We start from the raw sequence: 16,011 nt of genomic DNA on the forward strand, positions 1-16,011 counted from the left end.
GCGGTGGGCTCGCAGGAGTCCGCGCGACTGAGCGATTACCTTGGCCAGCCAAGCGCTCGCACCGACAAACAGTCAGGTCTGGCTCCCGCCGCCTGCGGTACGGCTCAGCACTGCGTGGAGCGGTCTGCGCCGAAGGACGGCAGGTTGGCCCCGGACGGCGTGAAGTGCGCTTACGGGCTCTCCAGCCACTCGGTGTACCAGGCGCGGAAGCCGGCACTCAGCGGCACGAAACCTCCCCAATCCGGATCAATCTGCCAAATCTCGCCCGCTCGCGGTCCGTTCAGGACCAGGCGGGTGAAGACGCCGCAGCCCTGTTCGGACAGCGTGAGCGTGCCTCGAGTCAGTGCGTCGACCGTTGCGCCGACTCGGCCGGGGAGGGGATCGGTGAGAGGGAACGGCTCGGCGAGTCGGCCCGCGAGTCGGTCTTCCTGCCACTCGCCGTCCACGGCCCACTCCCCGCCGGCCTCCGGTCGGGGGACGGTCAACGGCAACAATCCGTAACTGGGACCGGCGGGGCCGTTGCCCACCTCCGCGACGAAGGACCGGTACTCCATCGGCAGATGGACACCGTGGGATTCCTCGAACGCTCGGATCTCTGCCTCCGGGAGCCGCGGTATCAGCTCGTACCGGTGCGTGTCCGCCCCGAAACGCTCCCGCCCGGGATCCCGTGCCGCCTTCTCCTGTATCCGTGCGCGTACGTCGCCCTCGTCCCAGCTGGTCATCCAGCGACAGTAGCAACGGCATCCGCTCCCTGGTCCGCCGCGCCTTCGCGCTACGCGGCTTTCGATGGCGGGCAGCTTGACCGCCGACCAGGGCACTCGGACTTGGTTCCTGCGGAGTAGTGGACAGGCCAACCATCAGTCCCAGAACTTGAAGAGTGTCGCGCCAAGGGTCTCCGGCTGCCAGTACCTGATCTGCTTCCGCTCGGCTGCAGACAGGGCGGTGCTGTCCGCCCCCGTCAGCGGTGACAGAAGAAGCGACGCACCCAAGACGGTGAAGCCGAACTCGCCGAGGGCGACCGCCCAGGCCGGGGGCTCCTGGAACTCCGCGGTGTACCACTGGCGCCGGTCCCCCACGAAGGCGATCAGCAGGTACTGGGCGTGGAACAGTCCGAAATGTGTGCCGTCTCGATCGTTGATCGTGCCGGTGTGAAAATTCTGCGGGTACTGCTTCTCCGTAAAGTCCCTGACCTGCCCACGAGCGGCCCGGGCTGCGGCGTACCAGGCGGCACGGCACGCCCTGGAATCGGTCTCCGGCACGGGTGGGTCGCTGAGGCTACGAAACCCCGTCGAGCCGCGCTGCAAGCAGAAAACAGTCTGCGAACCGTCCATCTTCACCCCCGTCCTGAACAGGCCCTGGCTCCTACTTTGGCTGCGGATAGCCGATCTCGGCGATGTCCTGAGCCAGGTCTTTCAGGCTGACCTCAGGGTTCAGCAGCGACACAAGCTTCTGACTCAGCGGCCGCAGGGCAACCACATGGCTCACCGCCGCCAGGTCCACGGAGACCTCGTAATAGTCCTCGGCGAAGCGCTGGAACGCCTCCGGCGTGCGGTCGACCAGGAGCTCGAACAGGCTCGTCGCCCCATCGGGATCGACAGCACTCTCGGGGAACTCGATCACGCCGTGACACCACCGATCATCCGTCGCGCCCCGCCACAAGCAGGCTGTCACGACCGGTACGCCGTCCTCATCGGTGAACGCCGGCTCCTCGACGAAGGATTTGAAGAGCTCGGGGACTTCGTCGATCACTCCCGGCCACGGCTCGCCATCGTTGCCGTACGGACTCATCGGAGACTCATGGCAGAAGCCGCGCACATAGACCCCGGCCGTCGAGAACACGATGGAGTACTCGTCCCCCGACCCGTTGCGCATCGAGGCCATCTCCTCGCCGTCGGCCCAACCAGCGTTGAAGGAGTAGTACCGGCCTTCCCAATCCGGACTCAAGATCGCATCGAGCATCGCCAGTGAACGGCACAGGTCCCGCAGGTCGGCGATGGAGGGGAGGTGGCGGGCCACGTCATAGACAGTCACGTGCTCATCCAACCCGATGCCACCGACACCGCCCGGAGACCGGAGCCACCCGACGAGCCCCCACCCGCTGCTACGGTCGCGTCCACTGCCCTCCCGTTCTCCGCCGTTCAGGACCTTGCTCTACGGGTGTAGCCGACCGACACCGACGGCGAATCCGGCCGCGCAGACCACGATCTGGAGAAGCGCCGTGTCGTGCTGATCGCTCACGCGGGCACTCCCAGTTGGCGGCTGAAGTGGTGCAGCTCGGGCAGTGCCCCGCGGCGGTCGCGGGCTGCCATGTCGGCGACCAGTTCACGTACGGCCGGGCGGCGGACGTCCTGTGCCGCGCAGCTCTCGGCGATGCGCAGCGCCTGGTAGCCGTCGGCGAGTCTGCCCTGCTGGCTGTAGGCGCGGGCGGCGTCCACCCAGAGCGCGGCCCGGCGCTCGGGTACGGGGATGTGCCGTCGCATGAGGGGACGGGCGGTGTGCAGGGCGATGCCTGCGTCGCCGAAGGAGACGGCCGCGCTGACCTCGTGCAGGGCGACGTTGGTGGGGCTGAAGTTGGCCCAGGCGTCCGGCTGGTCGAAGGCGACGTAGCGTGCCACCTCCTTGGCTTCGTGGAGGAAGTCCTGGGTGCTGTCGCGGTCACCGTTTCTGCTGGCGGCAGTGGCCCCGCGGAGCAACAGCAGGCCGACCGCCGCCAGATACCGGGGCGACCGCTGATCGTAGGAGCCACCGAGCTGGTCGGCGGTGTGGCGGATCAGGTTCACGGCCTGGGCCGTGTGCTTCTCCCGCAGAAGAACGTGTGCGTGGACGCGGACACTGGCGGCGAGCACGACGGGGTCTGCGGACCGTTCCGCCTCGGCCATGGCGCGGCCGGCCGCGAGCCAGGCGTTGCCCTGGTCCGCTCGCTTCAACAGCAGGCTCACCGACGTCTGGTAGGCGGTTGCCAGCAGTCCGGACGCCTCCGCCGAGCCGGACGAGCCGGCGGCGGCCTGGCGCAGGTCGGCGATCAGACCCGGCAGGGTCTGCTCCAGCTCCGTGTAGTCGCACACCCCGAACAACCGGCGAACGGCCCGGACCCGGTCCCGTAGTACATCGATACCGAGGGCCTGACCGGTGGCGGCGGGAAGCGTACCCGGCAACAGGGCCTGGATCAGGTCGAGATGTGCTGCGGTCGGCGACGGTGGAGTCGCGAGCGCGGCAACGCTCGCGGCAAGGAAGGTACGGCGGTGCATGTCCTCGGTTCCGGGTTCGGCGAAGCTCGCGGCGGGGGTGGCGGCAAGGCCGAGACGGTGCGGTGAAATGTCCAGCGCGGCGGCGATCTCGCGCAGCACGCGCACGTCCTCCGTGCCTCTGCCGCTCTCCAGGCGGCTCACTTTCGACTGGTGATAACCCAGCGCGGCAGCGACGTCCTTCTGCGAACGCCGCTGTAACACGCGTGTCTGACGGATCACTTCGCCGATCCGTCTCGCTTCACTCTGTGCGTCGGCCATCTGTGCCACGGCCCCTCCTGCCGCCGCCGATCCTGCCTGCTCAACCGAGCGTAGCCGAGCGGTGATCGGCCGCGATGCAGCTCCCGCATAAGTCATGCAGCACCGGCACACGCCGTGGCCGCGCCTGCCTCCGGTGCGGTTGCGTGAAGCAGCCGCACCGAACCAGGAGACAGCTTGTGACAGTGCACCAGTTCGCTCTCTCCGTACCCGCCACCCCGACCGCGGTCACCGCCGTCCGGCACCAGGCTGCGGACGCGATGGAGGGCTGGGATGCGGGACTCACCACCGGGGTGGTGCACACCGCCAAGGTCGTGATCAGCGAGTTGGTCACCAACGCGGTCCGGCACGCCGGCGCTGATCCGGTCTCGCTGACCGTCCGCCTCGACGAGGCCGCGTTGCGGATCGAGGTCTGCGACGTCTGCCCGGTGCTGCCCCGGACCGGTCTGCCGGATCCGTACAGCGAAAGCGGCAGGGGGCTGTTCCTCGTCGCCGTTCTCACGGACCGGTACGGCGCCGAGCCGACGGAGGTCGGCAAACGCTGCTGGGCCGAGATCGACGTGAACACCGGCATCGGCGTGACCACCGGCGCGGATCCGGAGATCTCCTTCCCTTTCCCTTCGCAGAGGAGTTGCTGATGACGATGACCCGCGCCCCTGGAACGGCCGCCGAAGTGATCGCCGTACGCCCCGGCCCGCCGCTCGCGGGCACGGTGGCCGTCGACGGCTCCAAGAACGCGGCCCTCCCCCTGCTGGCCGCAGCAGCAGCCCTCAACCGTCCGGTGAGGCTGAGCAACGTCCCGGCCAACACGGACATCCGCATCATGCTGACGCTGCTGCAGCAGTCAGGCTGGCACGTCGCGCAGCCCGTCGACGAGTCGGCCTCTGTCGTGATCCTGCCCGCCAAGGCCGGGCACTTCCCTCCCGACCTTGCTCAGGCCGCCCGTATCCGGGCCTCGTACTACCTGGTGTCCTCCCTCCTCGCTCGGCATGGCGAGGCGCGACTGCCGTGGCCGGGCGGCTGCAGGATCGGCGCACGCGGAATGGAACTGCACTTCAAGGTGTACGAGGCGTTCGGCGACCGCAGCGTCGTGGACGACACCGGCTACCGCGTCAAGGCCGCGGCGCCCCGCACCGGCACGGTTTCCCTGGTACTGCCGTTCCGCTCGCGCGGTGCGACAGTGGCCGCCCTGCTCAGGGCCGTCACGACCGGACGGCCTCTCCGGCTGGGCGAACCCAACCTCTCGCCGGAAGTGCTGTACGTGCTGGAAGCGCTCCGCGCGGCGGGCTGGGAGAGCCGGGCCGGCGAACGCCTGCTCATCCTCTCGCCGCCTTCCTCGACGCCGAACGACATCGCGTGGACGGTGCCGGGCGACAAGGTCGAAGCCGGGACGCTGGCCTGCGCAGTCGCCGCCACTGGCGGAAGCGCACACATCGAGGGCGCACGTGCCGACGACCTCGCCCCTCTCGTGGCCGCTCTGCTCCAGCTGGGTATCTGCGCCGGAAGCGAGGCGAACGCCCTGACCGTGAGCGCCCAGGACGGCCGCGAGACCGGCCGCCCCCTGCGGGCCGTCGCCTCGCTCAGCCCCGGCGGCCTGGACGCCGACTTCGAACCACCGCTCATGGCACTGGCCCTCCGCCGCCCAGGCACCCACCTGTTCGCCGACGCGATCAACCCCGGCCGCCACAGCAATCTGCTCCCTCAGCTGTCGCGCCTCGGCGCGGCCATCCAGGAGGTCTCCCCCACCGAGTGCCGCCTGACGGGTCCCCAGCGACTGACCGGGACGGGAGTCGAGGCCACCGACATCCGCACCGGCTCCGCCCTCATGGTCGCCGGCCTCACCGCCCGAGGCGTCACCACCCTTGGCGGCCTCGACCAGCTCCGCCGCGGACACGCCGACCTCCCCGGCAAGCTCCACGCCCTGGGCGCCGACATCTGCGAGGTCACTCCATGACCGGAACCGGTACCCGCGCCCTGCGCCAGATCGTGGCCACCACCGACGTCCACTCCACCCTGGACAACGCCGCGCCCTTCCTGACCCACCTCCACGCTCTCCGCCGCACCTCACTCGTCGTCGACTGCGGCGACTTCTTCGAAGGTTCCGGCTACTACGCCCTCGCCGGCGGCGCGATCGAGCGCGAGATCCTGCTCAAGCTGTATGACGTGCTGGCCCCCGGCAACCACGGCTGGCCCCACCACTTCGAACCCGAGCTCCACCGGATCACCGTCTGCGCAAACGCGGTCCACACCGAAACCGGCGACGCGCTCTTCCACCGCCTGCACATCGCCGACATCGGCGACCGTCGTGTCGCGGTGACCGCCGTGATCGGGCAACAGGCGTTCCACTCGATCCCCGCCGCGCAGCGAGCCGGCCACCGCGTCACCGACCCCGTTCAGTCCCTGCGCGAGCTGATGCTCGCCTTCCACCACGAGGTGGACGGCTGGGTCCTGCTCAGCCATTCCGGGTTCGAGGAGGACCGCCAGATCGCCTCGGCCTGCCCGTTCCTCGACGTGGTCTTCGCCGGACACTGTCACAGCGACCAGTACGGACCCTTCCGCGTTGGGGACACCCTTGTGGTCAAGGGCCGCGAACTCGCTGACGGCTACGCGCTCGCCACGCCTGTCGGCGCGGGCTGGGGTGCAGGCACCACCCGTTTCCCGGACCGCACGCCAGGCGCTGTTCCCCTGGACCTCGCGGAGGTGACGGGACTCATCGACGAAGTCCGGGAGCGACTGCGTGCGGTGCTCGGTCCGGTCCGTACGGCCTTCCGTCATCAGACGCTCGACCGGCGCGACGTGCTCCACGACCTCACCGCCCGCCTGCACACAGCGCTCGGCGCAGACACGGTCGTCCTCAACGAGACCGCACTGCGCAACGTCCCTCTCGGCGACACCCTCACCCTGGGCGACCTGCTCTCCATCGAGCCGTTCGCCAACCAGCTGGTCCACGCCCACGTCCCGGAACCGAACCGCCGCGACCTCCCCGGACTGCTGAACCGTCTGGCCGCCCAGGCAGGCCCGCTCGTCACCGCCCCCGATCCCCTGCCCGACGCCGTCACCACCGTGCTGACCACCGACTACCTCGCCGACACCTACCTAGGCGGACGCACTCAGGAAGCCGGCCTGCGCATGGACCAGGCCCTCCAGCACGTCCTCACCACGGACGGAGGCAACGCGTGATCCTCACCGGCCCCGAGATCGAGGCAGCGGCCCACGACGGCCGAGTCCGCATCGCCCCCTTCGCCGCCGACCAGGTCAACCCCAACAGCTACAACGTCCGTCTCGGCCCCACCCTGCTCACGTACACCGACAAGGCTCTGGACGCCCACCGCCCCAACCCCACCCGCGAAACCACCATCGACCCGGACGGCCACGTCCTCCAGCCCGACGAGCTCTACCTCGGCCACACCCTCGAAGAAGTCGGCTCCGACACCTACGTCCCACTGCTCTTCGGCCGCTCCTCCGTCGGCCGCCTCGGCCTGTTTGTCGAGATCACCGCCCCCATCGGCGACATCGGCTTCCACGGCCAGTGGACCCTCATGCTCGCCCCGACCCGCCCGCTACGGGTGTACGCGGGCATGAAGATCGGACAGATCATGTTCTTCGTCTCCACCGGCCCCATCGACCTCTACCGCGGCAAGTACCAGGCCGCCACCGGCCCACAGCCCTCGGCCTACTGGCGCGACGTCGCGGGACTTCGGGCGGTTGCCTCGTGATCCTCACCGGCCCCGCCATCGCCTCCGCCGTCCAATCCGGCGACATCACGATCGACCCGTACAACCCCGGTCGCCTCTCCGCCAACGCCTACGACTGGCGCCTCGGCGACACCCTCCGCATCTGCGTCGGCGACCTCGACGCCGCCACCCCCACCGCGTTCACCGAGCAGCCCATCCCCGCCACCGGCCTGGTCCTGCATCCCAGAGCGCTCTACCTCGGCGTCACGCTGGAGAGGACCGGCTCGGAGACGTACGCCCAGATGCTCAACGGCGACCGCACCATCGGATCCCTCGGCATCTGGGTCCACGTCTCGGCCCCGCTCGGGCACCAGGGCCACGCCATCCGCTGGACGCTGGAGATCCGCGCGGCCCGGCCCGTGCGGGTCTATGCGGGGATGACCTTCGGCAAGCTCGTCTTCCTGAGCCCCTTCGGCGCCCCGGCCAGCTACCAGCAGCAACGCGCCAAGTACGCGGCGACGGACGGCATCGACATCTCCCGCCTCTACGAGGAGATGCCCGGGGGAATCCAGTGATCCCCCGTCAGGCCGACGGGCCGCTCGCGGCGACCTTCCTCGACCTGCCCGCCGAAAGCCCAGGCGGCAGCGTCGAACTCTTCCTCGACCTCTACACTGGCGACCACCCGCTCATCCCCGCCCGCGCGTTCATGCTGGGACCATCCCGCCCCGGACACCACGTACCTGCCGGGCTCGGCCTGCTGGCCGTTGCCGGAAAGTGCCTGGAAGGGCCGGCCTTCGCCCGCTACGTCGCAACCCTGCGAACGGCTCTCGCAACAGCGATCGACCCAGCCCAGATCAGCGTCCTGCACCTGCAGCACCTCACCTTCGGCGCCACCCCCGCCCTGATCCGCGCCCTGCCTCGACACCCCCGCATCGCCCTGGTCCACGGCACGGACCTGATCTTCGCCGAAACACACCGCGACCAGCTCCAGATCCTGCGCGAGACCGCCCGAGCCGCAGACGTCATCGTGGTGCCCACGGGCGCCATGGCTGACCATCTCCTCACACTGGCCCCGCAGACCGACCAACGCAAGATCAACCACATCCCGTGGGGCATACCCGACCACCTGCTCACCGACCCGCCGGCCCGCCCCACCCGCACGTCGACCAGTCACCTACGACTGCTGTACGCGGGACGCCTGACCGCGGAGAAGGGAGCCGAGAACCTGATCAAGAGCCTGGCGCCCGCGCGGGGCGTCGAGCTCAGCATCGCCGCCCCCAGAGCACAGTTCCATGCCCTGGCCCCACTGCTTCAACGGGCCGGCCTGCGGGCCCGCTACCTCGGCTGGCTCCGCCGCCCACAACTGTGGAGGGCGTTCACGGAACACGACGTTCTGGTCATGCCGTCCACCACGTTGGAGGCGATGGGCCTGGTTGCCCTGGAGGCCCAAGCCTGCGGACTGCCCGTCCTCTACCAACCCGTACCGGGCCTCAGCGAAGCCCTCGGCACCACCGGCGTGGCCACCGACTTCACCCACTCAGCAACTCTGGTTCGCGAGCTCGACCGGCTACGCACCTCCCGTGGCCTGCTGTCCGCCGTACGGCGAGCAGGCTCCGCGAACGCGGCACGCTACCCGCTCTCGGCGACGGCACAAGCCCTGACCGACCTCGGCCGCCAACTCGCGTGAACTGCCTTCCCGGTAGCCTGCCGCGCCGCTGCCCGGCCCACTCCGTCAACGTCACTACGCTCACCGGGGGATAGCCCGGCGAAGAGGGAGACCATGGCCTACGACAGCGACCGCATCGAAGCCCTGCTCGATCAAGGCGTCCGCGACAAGGTGTATCCAGGCGCCGTATGGGCCGTCGGCGACGCCACCGGCATCCGCGCCCAGGGGACGTGCGGCGTCCTCGACCCCGACGAGCCGGAAGTGCCGATGCGCACCGATACCGTCTTCGACGCCGCCAGCCTCACCAAGATCCTCGCCGTGTGGTCGTCCATCGGCGCCCTATGGGAAGACGGCGCCCTCGACCTCGACCAGCCGCTCGGCACCTTCTGGCCCGAGGTCACCGGCCACCCCCTCGACGCAGTGACCGCCCGCCAACTGCTCACGCACACCGCCGGTCTCCCCCTACGGGCCCAACTGAAAAACCTCTACGGCACCGACCCGGACGAAATCCGCCGAGGCGTGCTGCACGAGCAGCTCCACCGGCCACCAGGCGAAGCAGTCGAGTACACCGACCGGGCCGCCCTCATCCTCGGCTACCTCGCCGAAGACCTCTCCGGCCGGCCCTTGGACCAGCTGGCCACCACCCGCGTCTGGCGCCCCCTGGGCATGCATACCACCCGCTTCGGCCCACTCCCCGCCGAGATCGCGGCCCGCTGCGCCCCGACCGAACTCGACCAGGACACCGACGCTCATCTCAAGGGAACCGCCCACGACTTCTCCGCACGCCTACTGGACGGCGTCTGCGGCATCGCCGGCGCCTTCACCGTCCTCGATGACCTCGCTGCCTTCTTGCGCTACATGCTGGACACCGGCACCGCACCGGAACGACACGGCTTCGGCTCCGGTTGGACCGCAACGTCACTGACCGTGCAGACCGGCGACTTGACACCTGTGCGCGGCCTGTTCTGGCACACCGCTCCCGAAACCGCCCCGGCCAACGACGTGTGGGTCCACTATGGCTTCACCGGCACCGGCATGTGGATCTCACCCCAACAGAGTCGATGGACGGTGCTGCTGACCAACAAGCTCTACTACACCCGCGATCGACAGCCTCTGACCGATATTCGCAACGCCTTCTGCGGACTCGCCTTCAGCTGAGAGCCGCGTCCAGAAGGTCGCCGCATGCGCGTTGCCCCACCAGGCGCCAGGGCGTTGCGCTCCCTGTCCCGAGTCGGGACAGGAGGCTTGTCCCGACTCGGGACAGGTTCGTGGCCCGTGGTCGCTCTCTGTCGTACCTCGGCCCCGTCGGCGCATTCTTCCCTGCGGGTCCGTGGCGGCCTGCACGAGGCGCTCCGATCCGCCGTCGACGCACCCCCGCTCCACGATGCGCCGATAGACGGCGGACGTGCTGGGAGCCAAGGAGAAGCAGCAGGTGCGACCCCAGTGGCACTTCGAGGTTGGCCGCGGGACCGACGAGTGGTGGAGCGCCTGACCTCTGCGGGACCTCCTCCGAGTGGCACCACCCGCTGAGGCCGGTCCGGGAGGTGCTGTGAACACCGGGTGAGCTGCACGGCTCGGAGAACGTACGGCTCGTCGTCTGGTTCGATTGACCAGCAAGCTATCGGAGGCCGACAGCGGTGGGTCAGGATGAGCCGATGACGAGATGGTTCCGCAGCTACTGGGACGAAGAGAACACCTGGTTCTACTTCGAGGTCAGCGACGACGGATGGGTGAACCGTCAGGTCGAACTCGAAGGACCCGCGCTACGCCCCATCGTGGCCGCGTCGGCCGAAGATGACGACACCCGCTACGGCTTCACTGCGGAGTCACCCGTCAACGATTGGGAAGGGCACGTCGAGGAACCGCTGACCCGCCCGGACTTCGAAGAAGTCTGGGCCGAAGCTCGGCGGCACCTCACGGCACCCGAAGCCTGACATGCCAACCGCTGGCATTCTGACCGGCTGAGCCGCGAACAACTTCGCAGGAAACCTGAGCTCCTGCACCTGCACGACTGTTCTTGAGTTCGCTCGGGAATGGTTGACGAGATCCCGCCGATCACGATGATCGGTCGGGATCTTTGTCGCTTCCGGGGGCTGTTCGACAATCGTGTCCGCCGCCAAGGCCCATGACGTTCAGCACGGGCTCCTCACCCTCGGGGATCTCGAAGGTGAAATTCGCCCCTGTCGGGATCGCCACGAGCGAGCACTGATCTCCGAAGGTCAGCGACGGATAGGGCTCCCAGGAACAGCCGGCCTTGTCCAAGGCAGACACGACGTCCGCGTAGGTGAGCCCTGCCGGGAACGTCTCCGTCCCCTCGGCAACCGACGGGGGGAGTTCCACGACTTCGCGCCAGGTCTGGACGCAGATGAGAGTCACCTTGCTGCAGCGGCAGACACTCAGCTCAAGATCTCCATAGGCGAAGAGCCTCGGCCACTTCCTGTTCCGGCTCATCGTTCCGATGTCCCATGGCTCGCCGAGAGCCGCGGTCACATCGCTCCAGTCGGCTCCGCTGAACACCGAGCCCAGCTGGCCCGTCTTCGCCATGTCGGCCAGGACATCGAGAATCTTCACGAGGCGGAGCCTGACAGGTGCCCTGACCAGCAGTCCAGCGGATTCAGGCGGTCAGCCTGCTGCGACCCGTTCGGCCTGGGTAGTAGCCGCACTCGATCGTCTTACGACCATTCCCCCGCCGTAGGCTCAGCGCATGCCGACCGAGAACCACCCCCAAAACGCTGTAAAACACTGGCAGGACTGCACGGACGTGTACGACTTCCTGGACCGGATCCGTCTCCGGCCCGGCATGTGGGTGCCCGGCGGCTCACTCCGTGATCTGCAGACAATGCTGATCGGCTACCAGGTAGCCCTCGGTGTGCACTCCATCGATGACCCCTGCGATTTCTGGCCCGGTGGAGCCTTCAGCCAGTGGCTCGGAACACGTCTCGGCGACACCAGCGCACTCGGTTGGGCAGCCGACATCGAGCGCAACACCCCCGACGGCTCAACTCCCGTCGAAGAGTTCTTCCGCCTGCTCGACACCTATCGAAGCGATGCGGCATGGTCCGCCGCGACGACTCGGCATCCTGGCATCGAGTACATGATCAACACCTTCGTCACCCTCTTCTGGCGCAAGAGCCTCTTCACACAGGCGGCGGACCGTCTTGAGGAAAGCAACTTCCGCGTCATCCGTCTGGAAGCCGGCCAGTGGAGCACGGAACAGGACATGCACCGCGCCATCGCCGCGGCCCTGGACTTTCCCGACTACTACGGGCACAACCTGGACGCGCTCAACGACTGCCTCGGCGACGTGGTCTGCTACGGCGGCTACGACGACGCTCCCGAAGGCGCCGGACTGGTCCTTGCCTTCACCGATTACGACCACTTTGCGGGGATCTGCCCCAGGGCGGCACAGGTTGTGCTGGACATCATCGCCGACCAGGCCCGCCAGGCAGCCGTACTTCGGCGCCGTCTGATCTGCCTGATCCAGAGCAACGACCCTCAGATCCGGTTCGAGCCCATCGGCGCCACGAGCGTCCTCTGGAACAATGACGAAGCACTCGACGCCCGTCGCCGCTGAGTAGGAAGCTCCCTCGAATACAGGAGCAATGGCATCGGGGACGGTGTCAGCACGGCCGTACCAGTGCTCCTCCTCGCGCATCCAACCCTTCACCACAGTGCTCATCACGGCAGCCGTCCCCGGCGCTCACACCGTTGCCGTGGCCCGTCATGAGGCGGTGACGGCAACTGACAGCCGAAGGACGCTGGGTCCGCCGACAAGACCGGGAAGGCTAGCCGCCAATCCGGGAAGCGCTCTTGCTCTCATCTGGGCTTCATCAGAGGCACTCGTGGACATCGCCCGGCCCGCGCGGACGTTGTCAGTGGCCTCTGCCAGGATGCCTCGGTCAACACCACGATCTGGAGAGACCATGGGCACTTGGGACGTCGGCCCGTTCGACAATGACACCGCAGCGGACTTCTGCGGCGACCTCGACGAGGCAGCCGCAGACGAACGAGAGGGCATGATCCGCAGCGCTCTCACCCGCGTGATCGATACCGAGAACTACATCGAAGCACCCGAATCCGACGTCGCGGTGGCCGCAGCTGCCCTCGTTGCCGCGCAATGCCCACAGGGCCCGGCCACCGACTCCGTCTATGGGCCGGAAGAGCCCCTTCCTGACCTCGCCGGCCTGAGGAACCTCGCCCACCAGGCACTCGACCGTGTCATGACCGAGCCATCCGAACTGCTCGAACTCTGGGACGGAACCCAGGGCGGCGTTTGGCGCGCAGAGATCCACCGGCTGCAGAACGTGCTCCTGCCGCAACCTCTCGGAGCACAGCTCCGACTGGCCTGAACAGTCTGCTGACACCGTTCACCCACCACTGGAAGGACGCCATGAGCTGGGACGTGCTCTTGCTCCGCCTGCCCGACGACATCACCTCGGTCCAGCAACTCCCCGATGCATACGAGCCGGCTCCGCTCGGCCGCTTGGGCGATGTCCTCGCGACCATCACGCGGGCCGTCCCCGAAGCCGATCTTTCCGACCCCACCTGGGGGGAGATCCTCGGGCCCACCTGGTCGATGGAACTCAACATCGGATCAGACGACCCCGTGGACTCGATCATGCTCCACATCCGCGGCTCCGGCGACGATGTTCTCACGGCCGTCTTCAGCCTCGCCGAAGCCCTGCACTGCGAGGTCCTCGACTGCGCGGAAGGAGACGTCATCACTCCACAACAGACATCAGGCTGGCACGCCTTCCAGCAGTACCGCGACCAGGCACTCGGCCCAACAGTCCGGTAGAACGGCCGACATGACGGTCTTCTACTGTGCGAAGTGCGGTGCTCAGCTGACCCGCGACCTTCAGGAGCTCCAGGAAGTCCCCGACGCCCGCGTAGCCGACGCAGACCGCGACCACGAAACCCGGTTGGCACCTTCGACCGTGCCTTTGGGGTCCTATGCCATCGACCTCAAGCCATGGGGCGCACCATTTGTGCGACCGTCGGCGCACGCCCCCGAGCTTGATGGATCCGACAATCGCGCTCTTCTTATGCCGCCCGAGCTGGACGGAGCGGTCTCCACCGGCCCCAGGAACTCGGTGATCGTGCATCCGAAGGACGTGCCGAGCCTCCGTCTGGCCCGCGTGACGGGTACACACCGCGGGTGCTGCGGACCGTTGGGAACGGGAGGCCGCAACATGGCGTGCGCCTGCGGCGCACGCGTAGCAACCCTTGCCGCAGACTGTCTCGGGCCCCATGAACTGCACCTCGACCCCATCCGTGTGTACGCCTACAACACCGAACCCAAGGCGTGACCTCAGATCCCTCGTCACCCTCGGCCTCACCCCCTGCGGCACTGACTCCCGTGCTGGCCCAAGGGCCAGTCGCCCGGCAGAAACGGGGAACGATCACCGTCCGACTGGGGAACGATCTTCAGCTCGCTCCGCAACCCCAGGCCAGGCTGATTCGTGAACACCCCCTGCACCTGCACGCAAACTTGCTCGTGCAATGAAACCCAAGAGCGAGATCACGTCCCGAGAGCACCTAAGGTTGGGAGAAATCTGGGAGATGATCTTCGATCAGAGGCCCACCGAGGCCACTCGAGACCAAGTCACTCCAAGCCCCTGACCAGCACCGACACCCATTCACCCTGGTGAGGATCTTGGTCGAACCTCATTCGGGACGAAGAGGTCGTGGGTTCAAATCCCGCCACCCCGACGCTGGTCAGAGGCCAGGTAGTAAATTTACTACCTGGCCTTTGTCGTACCCGGGGGGCCAAACAATCGAGCGTCCGGCCTCTTCCCGGTAGAGGAGTTGTTCGGCAGGTGCGGCAGCGGTGGTCATGCGGCGCGGTTCCGGGAGCGGTGGCCCCGTTCCTGTCAGGTCCACTACCTCCGCTGGCTGCCTTATCAGGGGCATGATCGAGGTAGCGGAGAGGGGTAGCGGCAGCGGGTCTGATGCATGCCGGTTGGATGGGGGCGTGCCGAAGAGCGATGACTACGAGAGAACCAGCGTCAGACTGACCACGTGGGGATGCCTTGCTGGATTCGTGCTGGCTCTCGCCGTTCCAGTGGGGATCTTCACTGCTGTCGTGCTCTTCGGGATGCCGACCCCGTAGGCCGCTGCCGACCTCGGCCGTCGGGGCGCGGACCCTGCCGTAATAGGCGTACTGGCCGGCGTCGTTGAGCAGGCTGGAGCAGGCGTAGAGGCGTTCGATCACCCGCTTCATCACGGAGCTGTTGTCGCCCAGCCAGATCGGGCCGGCGAGCACGAGGACGTCGGCCGCCAGGTCCTGCCGGTACAGGTCCGGCCAGGCGTCCGTCTCCCAGCCGTGTTCCGTCATGTCGGGCCAGACCCCGGTGGCGATGTCGTGGTCCACCGCCCGGACGACGTCGACTCGCACCCCCTGCGCGTCCATGACGGCGGTGCTGCGGTCGATCAGGCGTTGCGTGCCGCTCGCGCCAGCGGCACCCGGTTGCTCGTCACGAACGCGGACGAACCCGCCCGGTCGATCCTGGATCAGCTGGGTATCGCCCGCGTACTGGCAACCCGGCCGGCCGGCGGAACCTGATCGGCGCGGTCAGACCGGACGCCCTCCGGCCGGGCGGTCCTCCGGGGTGTGGCCGCTGCGAGGCCGGGGCACGCTGCCCATCTCCAGGGTGAAGGGCACCGGGTCGCTGTCGGATCCCCGGACCATCGCGTGCATCTCCCACACGCCGGAGCCGTCTCGGACGAACTCGGCCACGGTGGTGGCGGTGGAGTCGGCGACCTGCGTGAAGTCGTCCGCCAGCAGTTCGGTGTAGTGCTGGACGACCAGCACCCCGGCGTTGTGGATGTCGGCGAAGGTCCGGCGGCCGCCGTCCTGGTGGATGACCACCCCCACCACGACCCGTCCGTAGGCGGCCGCGAGGCGGTCGAACTCCAGCACCATCACCTCGACGTAGCCGAAGCCCTGGCCGGTCTGACTGTGCCGGGTCATGTTGATGGTGCCGTCGGGTGACCGGCTGTCGTAGTGGACGATGTACTCCGGCCGCCCGTGGGAATCGTCTGCGGAATAGGTCGCGGCGACGATGTCGAGATGCCGGGGCGGTTCCCCGAAGGGACTCGGGTCCCATTTCAACCGCACCTCGACCTTGCCGAGTCCCCCGCCGACGCTGCTCACCGGATGTCGCCT

At 68.1% G+C, this 16,011-nt stretch carries 18 protein-coding genes and 1 pseudogene; 12 read left to right on the forward strand and 7 right to left on the reverse strand.

The features are described 5' to 3' along the window. Positions 1 to 170: 170 nt before the first annotated feature. The 4 genes from ACFXI4_RS33895 to ACFXI4_RS33910 all read right to left on the reverse strand — a co-directional run bounded on the left by ACFXI4_RS33895 (position 171) and on the right by ACFXI4_RS33910 (position 3,506). Complete coding sequence (locus ACFXI4_RS33895; protein WP_384998190.1) at positions 171 to 722, reverse strand: SMI1/KNR4 family protein; 552 nt, start codon at positions 720 to 722, stop codon at positions 171 to 173. A 135-nt stretch (positions 723 to 857) separates the two neighbouring features. Beyond that, positions 858 to 1,331 (reverse strand): hypothetical protein, encoded by a 474-nt coding sequence (locus ACFXI4_RS33900; RefSeq protein WP_384998193.1) that lies wholly within the window; start codon positions 1,329 to 1,331, stop codon positions 858 to 860. A gap of 31 nt (positions 1,332 to 1,362) precedes the next feature. Continuing rightward, a complete protein-coding gene (locus ACFXI4_RS33905; protein WP_384998196.1) occupies positions 1,363 to 2,031 on the reverse strand; it encodes a hypothetical protein in 669 nt (222 codons plus the stop codon). A gap of 203 nt (positions 2,032 to 2,234) precedes the next feature. Then, positions 2,235 to 3,506 (reverse strand): helix-turn-helix domain-containing protein, encoded by a 1,272-nt coding sequence (locus ACFXI4_RS33910; protein WP_384998392.1) that lies wholly within the window; start codon positions 3,504 to 3,506, stop codon positions 2,235 to 2,237. A gap of 176 nt (positions 3,507 to 3,682) precedes the next feature. Here ACFXI4_RS33910 and ACFXI4_RS33915 point away from each other — a divergent pair, with 176 nt between their 5' ends. The 8 genes from ACFXI4_RS33915 to ACFXI4_RS33950 all read left to right on the forward strand — a co-directional run bounded on the left by ACFXI4_RS33915 (position 3,683) and on the right by ACFXI4_RS33950 (position 10,777). Beyond that, entirely contained in the window at positions 3,683 to 4,141 is a 459-nt protein-coding gene (locus ACFXI4_RS33915; protein ID WP_384998199.1) for an ATP-binding protein, read from the forward strand. After that, positions 4,141 to 5,457 carry a UDP-N-acetylglucosamine 1-carboxyvinyltransferase gene (locus ACFXI4_RS33920; RefSeq protein WP_384998202.1) on the forward strand — a complete coding sequence of 439 codons (1,317 nt, stop codon included), beginning with the start codon at positions 4,141 to 4,143 and terminating at the stop codon, positions 5,455 to 5,457. The genes ACFXI4_RS33915 and ACFXI4_RS33920 overlap by 1 nt, the downstream gene beginning before the upstream one ends. After that, entirely contained in the window at positions 5,454 to 6,683 is a 1,230-nt protein-coding gene (locus ACFXI4_RS33925) for a bifunctional metallophosphatase/5'-nucleotidase (RefSeq protein WP_384998205.1), read from the forward strand. The genes ACFXI4_RS33920 and ACFXI4_RS33925 overlap by 4 nt, the downstream gene beginning before the upstream one ends. Continuing rightward, positions 6,680 to 7,219 carry a dCTP deaminase gene (dcd, locus tag ACFXI4_RS33930; protein WP_384998208.1) on the forward strand — a complete coding sequence of 180 codons (540 nt, stop codon included), beginning with the start codon at positions 6,680 to 6,682 and terminating at the stop codon, positions 7,217 to 7,219. The genes ACFXI4_RS33925 and dcd overlap by 4 nt, the downstream gene beginning before the upstream one ends. Further along, positions 7,216 to 7,752: a deoxycytidine triphosphate deaminase gene (locus ACFXI4_RS33935; RefSeq protein ID WP_384998211.1), complete on the forward strand. Its 537-nt coding sequence runs from the start codon at positions 7,216 to 7,218 to the stop codon at positions 7,750 to 7,752. The genes dcd and ACFXI4_RS33935 overlap by 4 nt, the downstream gene beginning before the upstream one ends. Beyond that, a complete protein-coding gene (locus ACFXI4_RS33940) occupies positions 7,749 to 8,864 on the forward strand; it encodes a glycosyltransferase family 4 protein (RefSeq protein ID WP_384998214.1) in 1,116 nt (371 codons plus the stop codon). Before ACFXI4_RS33935 ends, ACFXI4_RS33940 begins: the two co-directional genes overlap by 4 nt. A gap of 93 nt (positions 8,865 to 8,957) precedes the next feature. Beyond that, positions 8,958 to 10,001, forward strand: coding sequence for a serine hydrolase domain-containing protein (locus ACFXI4_RS33945; protein ID WP_384998217.1), 1,044 nt, complete (start codon positions 8,958 to 8,960; stop codon positions 9,999 to 10,001). Positions 10,002 to 10,498: 497 nt separating this feature from the next. Then, entirely contained in the window at positions 10,499 to 10,777 is a 279-nt protein-coding gene (locus ACFXI4_RS33950; protein ID WP_384998220.1) for a hypothetical protein, read from the forward strand. Positions 10,778 to 10,898: 121 nt separating this feature from the next. On the opposite strand, the gene ACFXI4_RS33955 is transcribed toward ACFXI4_RS33950, so the two are convergent. Beyond that, the gene (locus ACFXI4_RS33955) at positions 10,899 to 11,414 is read right to left on the reverse strand and encodes a hypothetical protein (protein WP_384998223.1); all 516 of its coding nucleotides are present in this window, start codon (positions 11,412 to 11,414) and stop codon (positions 10,899 to 10,901) included. Between the two features lie 133 nt (positions 11,415 to 11,547). On the opposite strand from ACFXI4_RS33955, the gene ACFXI4_RS33960 reads away from it, so the two are divergent. From ACFXI4_RS33960 to ACFXI4_RS33975, 4 genes are all read left to right on the forward strand, one after another. After that, complete coding sequence (locus ACFXI4_RS33960) at positions 11,548 to 12,417, forward strand: barstar family protein (RefSeq protein ID WP_384998226.1); 870 nt, start codon at positions 11,548 to 11,550, stop codon at positions 12,415 to 12,417. 349 nt (positions 12,418 to 12,766) lie between these two features. Continuing rightward, the gene (locus ACFXI4_RS33965) at positions 12,767 to 13,192 is read left to right on the forward strand and encodes a DUF4259 domain-containing protein (RefSeq protein WP_384998229.1); all 426 of its coding nucleotides are present in this window, start codon (positions 12,767 to 12,769) and stop codon (positions 13,190 to 13,192) included. Positions 13,193 to 13,233: 41 nt separating this feature from the next. Further along, entirely contained in the window at positions 13,234 to 13,641 is a 408-nt protein-coding gene (locus ACFXI4_RS33970; protein ID WP_384998232.1) for a hypothetical protein, read from the forward strand. Between the two features lie 10 nt (positions 13,642 to 13,651). Further along, complete coding sequence (locus tag ACFXI4_RS33975) at positions 13,652 to 14,152, forward strand: hypothetical protein (protein ID WP_384998235.1); 501 nt, start codon at positions 13,652 to 13,654, stop codon at positions 14,150 to 14,152. Between the two features lie 833 nt (positions 14,153 to 14,985). Here the strand turns inward: ACFXI4_RS33975 and ACFXI4_RS33980 are convergent. Continuing rightward, a pseudogene (locus ACFXI4_RS33980) lies at positions 14,986 to 15,294 on the reverse strand (NAD(P)H-dependent oxidoreductase); the annotation flags it as partial. Between the two features lie 123 nt (positions 15,295 to 15,417). Continuing rightward, positions 15,418 to 15,999, reverse strand: a complete 582-nt coding sequence (locus tag ACFXI4_RS33985; RefSeq protein WP_384998238.1) for a TerD family protein — start codon at positions 15,997 to 15,999, stop codon at positions 15,418 to 15,420. Between the last annotated feature and the right edge of the window lie 12 nt (positions 16,000 to 16,011).

It is taken from the genome of Streptomyces sp. NPDC059224, from assembly GCF_042754285.1.
Lineage (GTDB): Bacteria > Actinomycetota > Actinomycetes > Streptomycetales > Streptomycetaceae > Streptomyces.

Coding starts and splice junctions, on each gene's coding strand:
- ACFXI4_RS33945 (WP_384998217.1), top strand. CDS start 8,958: ATGGCCTACGACAGCGACCGCATCGAAGCCCTGCTCGATCAAGGCGTC.
- ACFXI4_RS33975 (WP_384998235.1), top strand. CDS start 13,652: ATGACGGTCTTCTACTGTGCGAAGTGCGGTGCTCAGCTGACCCGCGAC.
- ACFXI4_RS33925 (WP_384998205.1), top strand. CDS start 5,454: ATGACCGGAACCGGTACCCGCGCCCTGCGCCAGATCGTGGCCACCACC.
- ACFXI4_RS33920 (WP_384998202.1), top strand. CDS start 4,141: ATGACGATGACCCGCGCCCCTGGAACGGCCGCCGAAGTGATCGCCGTA.
- ACFXI4_RS33900 (WP_384998193.1), bottom strand. CDS start 1,331: ATGGACGGTTCGCAGACTGTTTTCTGCTTGCAGCGCGGCTCGACGGGG.
- ACFXI4_RS33960 (WP_384998226.1), top strand. CDS start 11,548: ATGCCGACCGAGAACCACCCCCAAAACGCTGTAAAACACTGGCAGGAC.
- ACFXI4_RS33965 (WP_384998229.1), top strand. CDS start 12,767: ATGGGCACTTGGGACGTCGGCCCGTTCGACAATGACACCGCAGCGGAC.
- ACFXI4_RS33970 (WP_384998232.1), top strand. CDS start 13,234: ATGAGCTGGGACGTGCTCTTGCTCCGCCTGCCCGACGACATCACCTCG.
- ACFXI4_RS33910 (WP_384998392.1), bottom strand. CDS start 3,506: ATGGCCGACGCACAGAGTGAAGCGAGACGGATCGGCGAAGTGATCCGT.
- ACFXI4_RS33950 (WP_384998220.1), top strand. CDS start 10,499: ATGACGAGATGGTTCCGCAGCTACTGGGACGAAGAGAACACCTGGTTC.
- ACFXI4_RS33895 (WP_384998190.1), bottom strand. CDS start 722: ATGACCAGCTGGGACGAGGGCGACGTACGCGCACGGATACAGGAGAAG.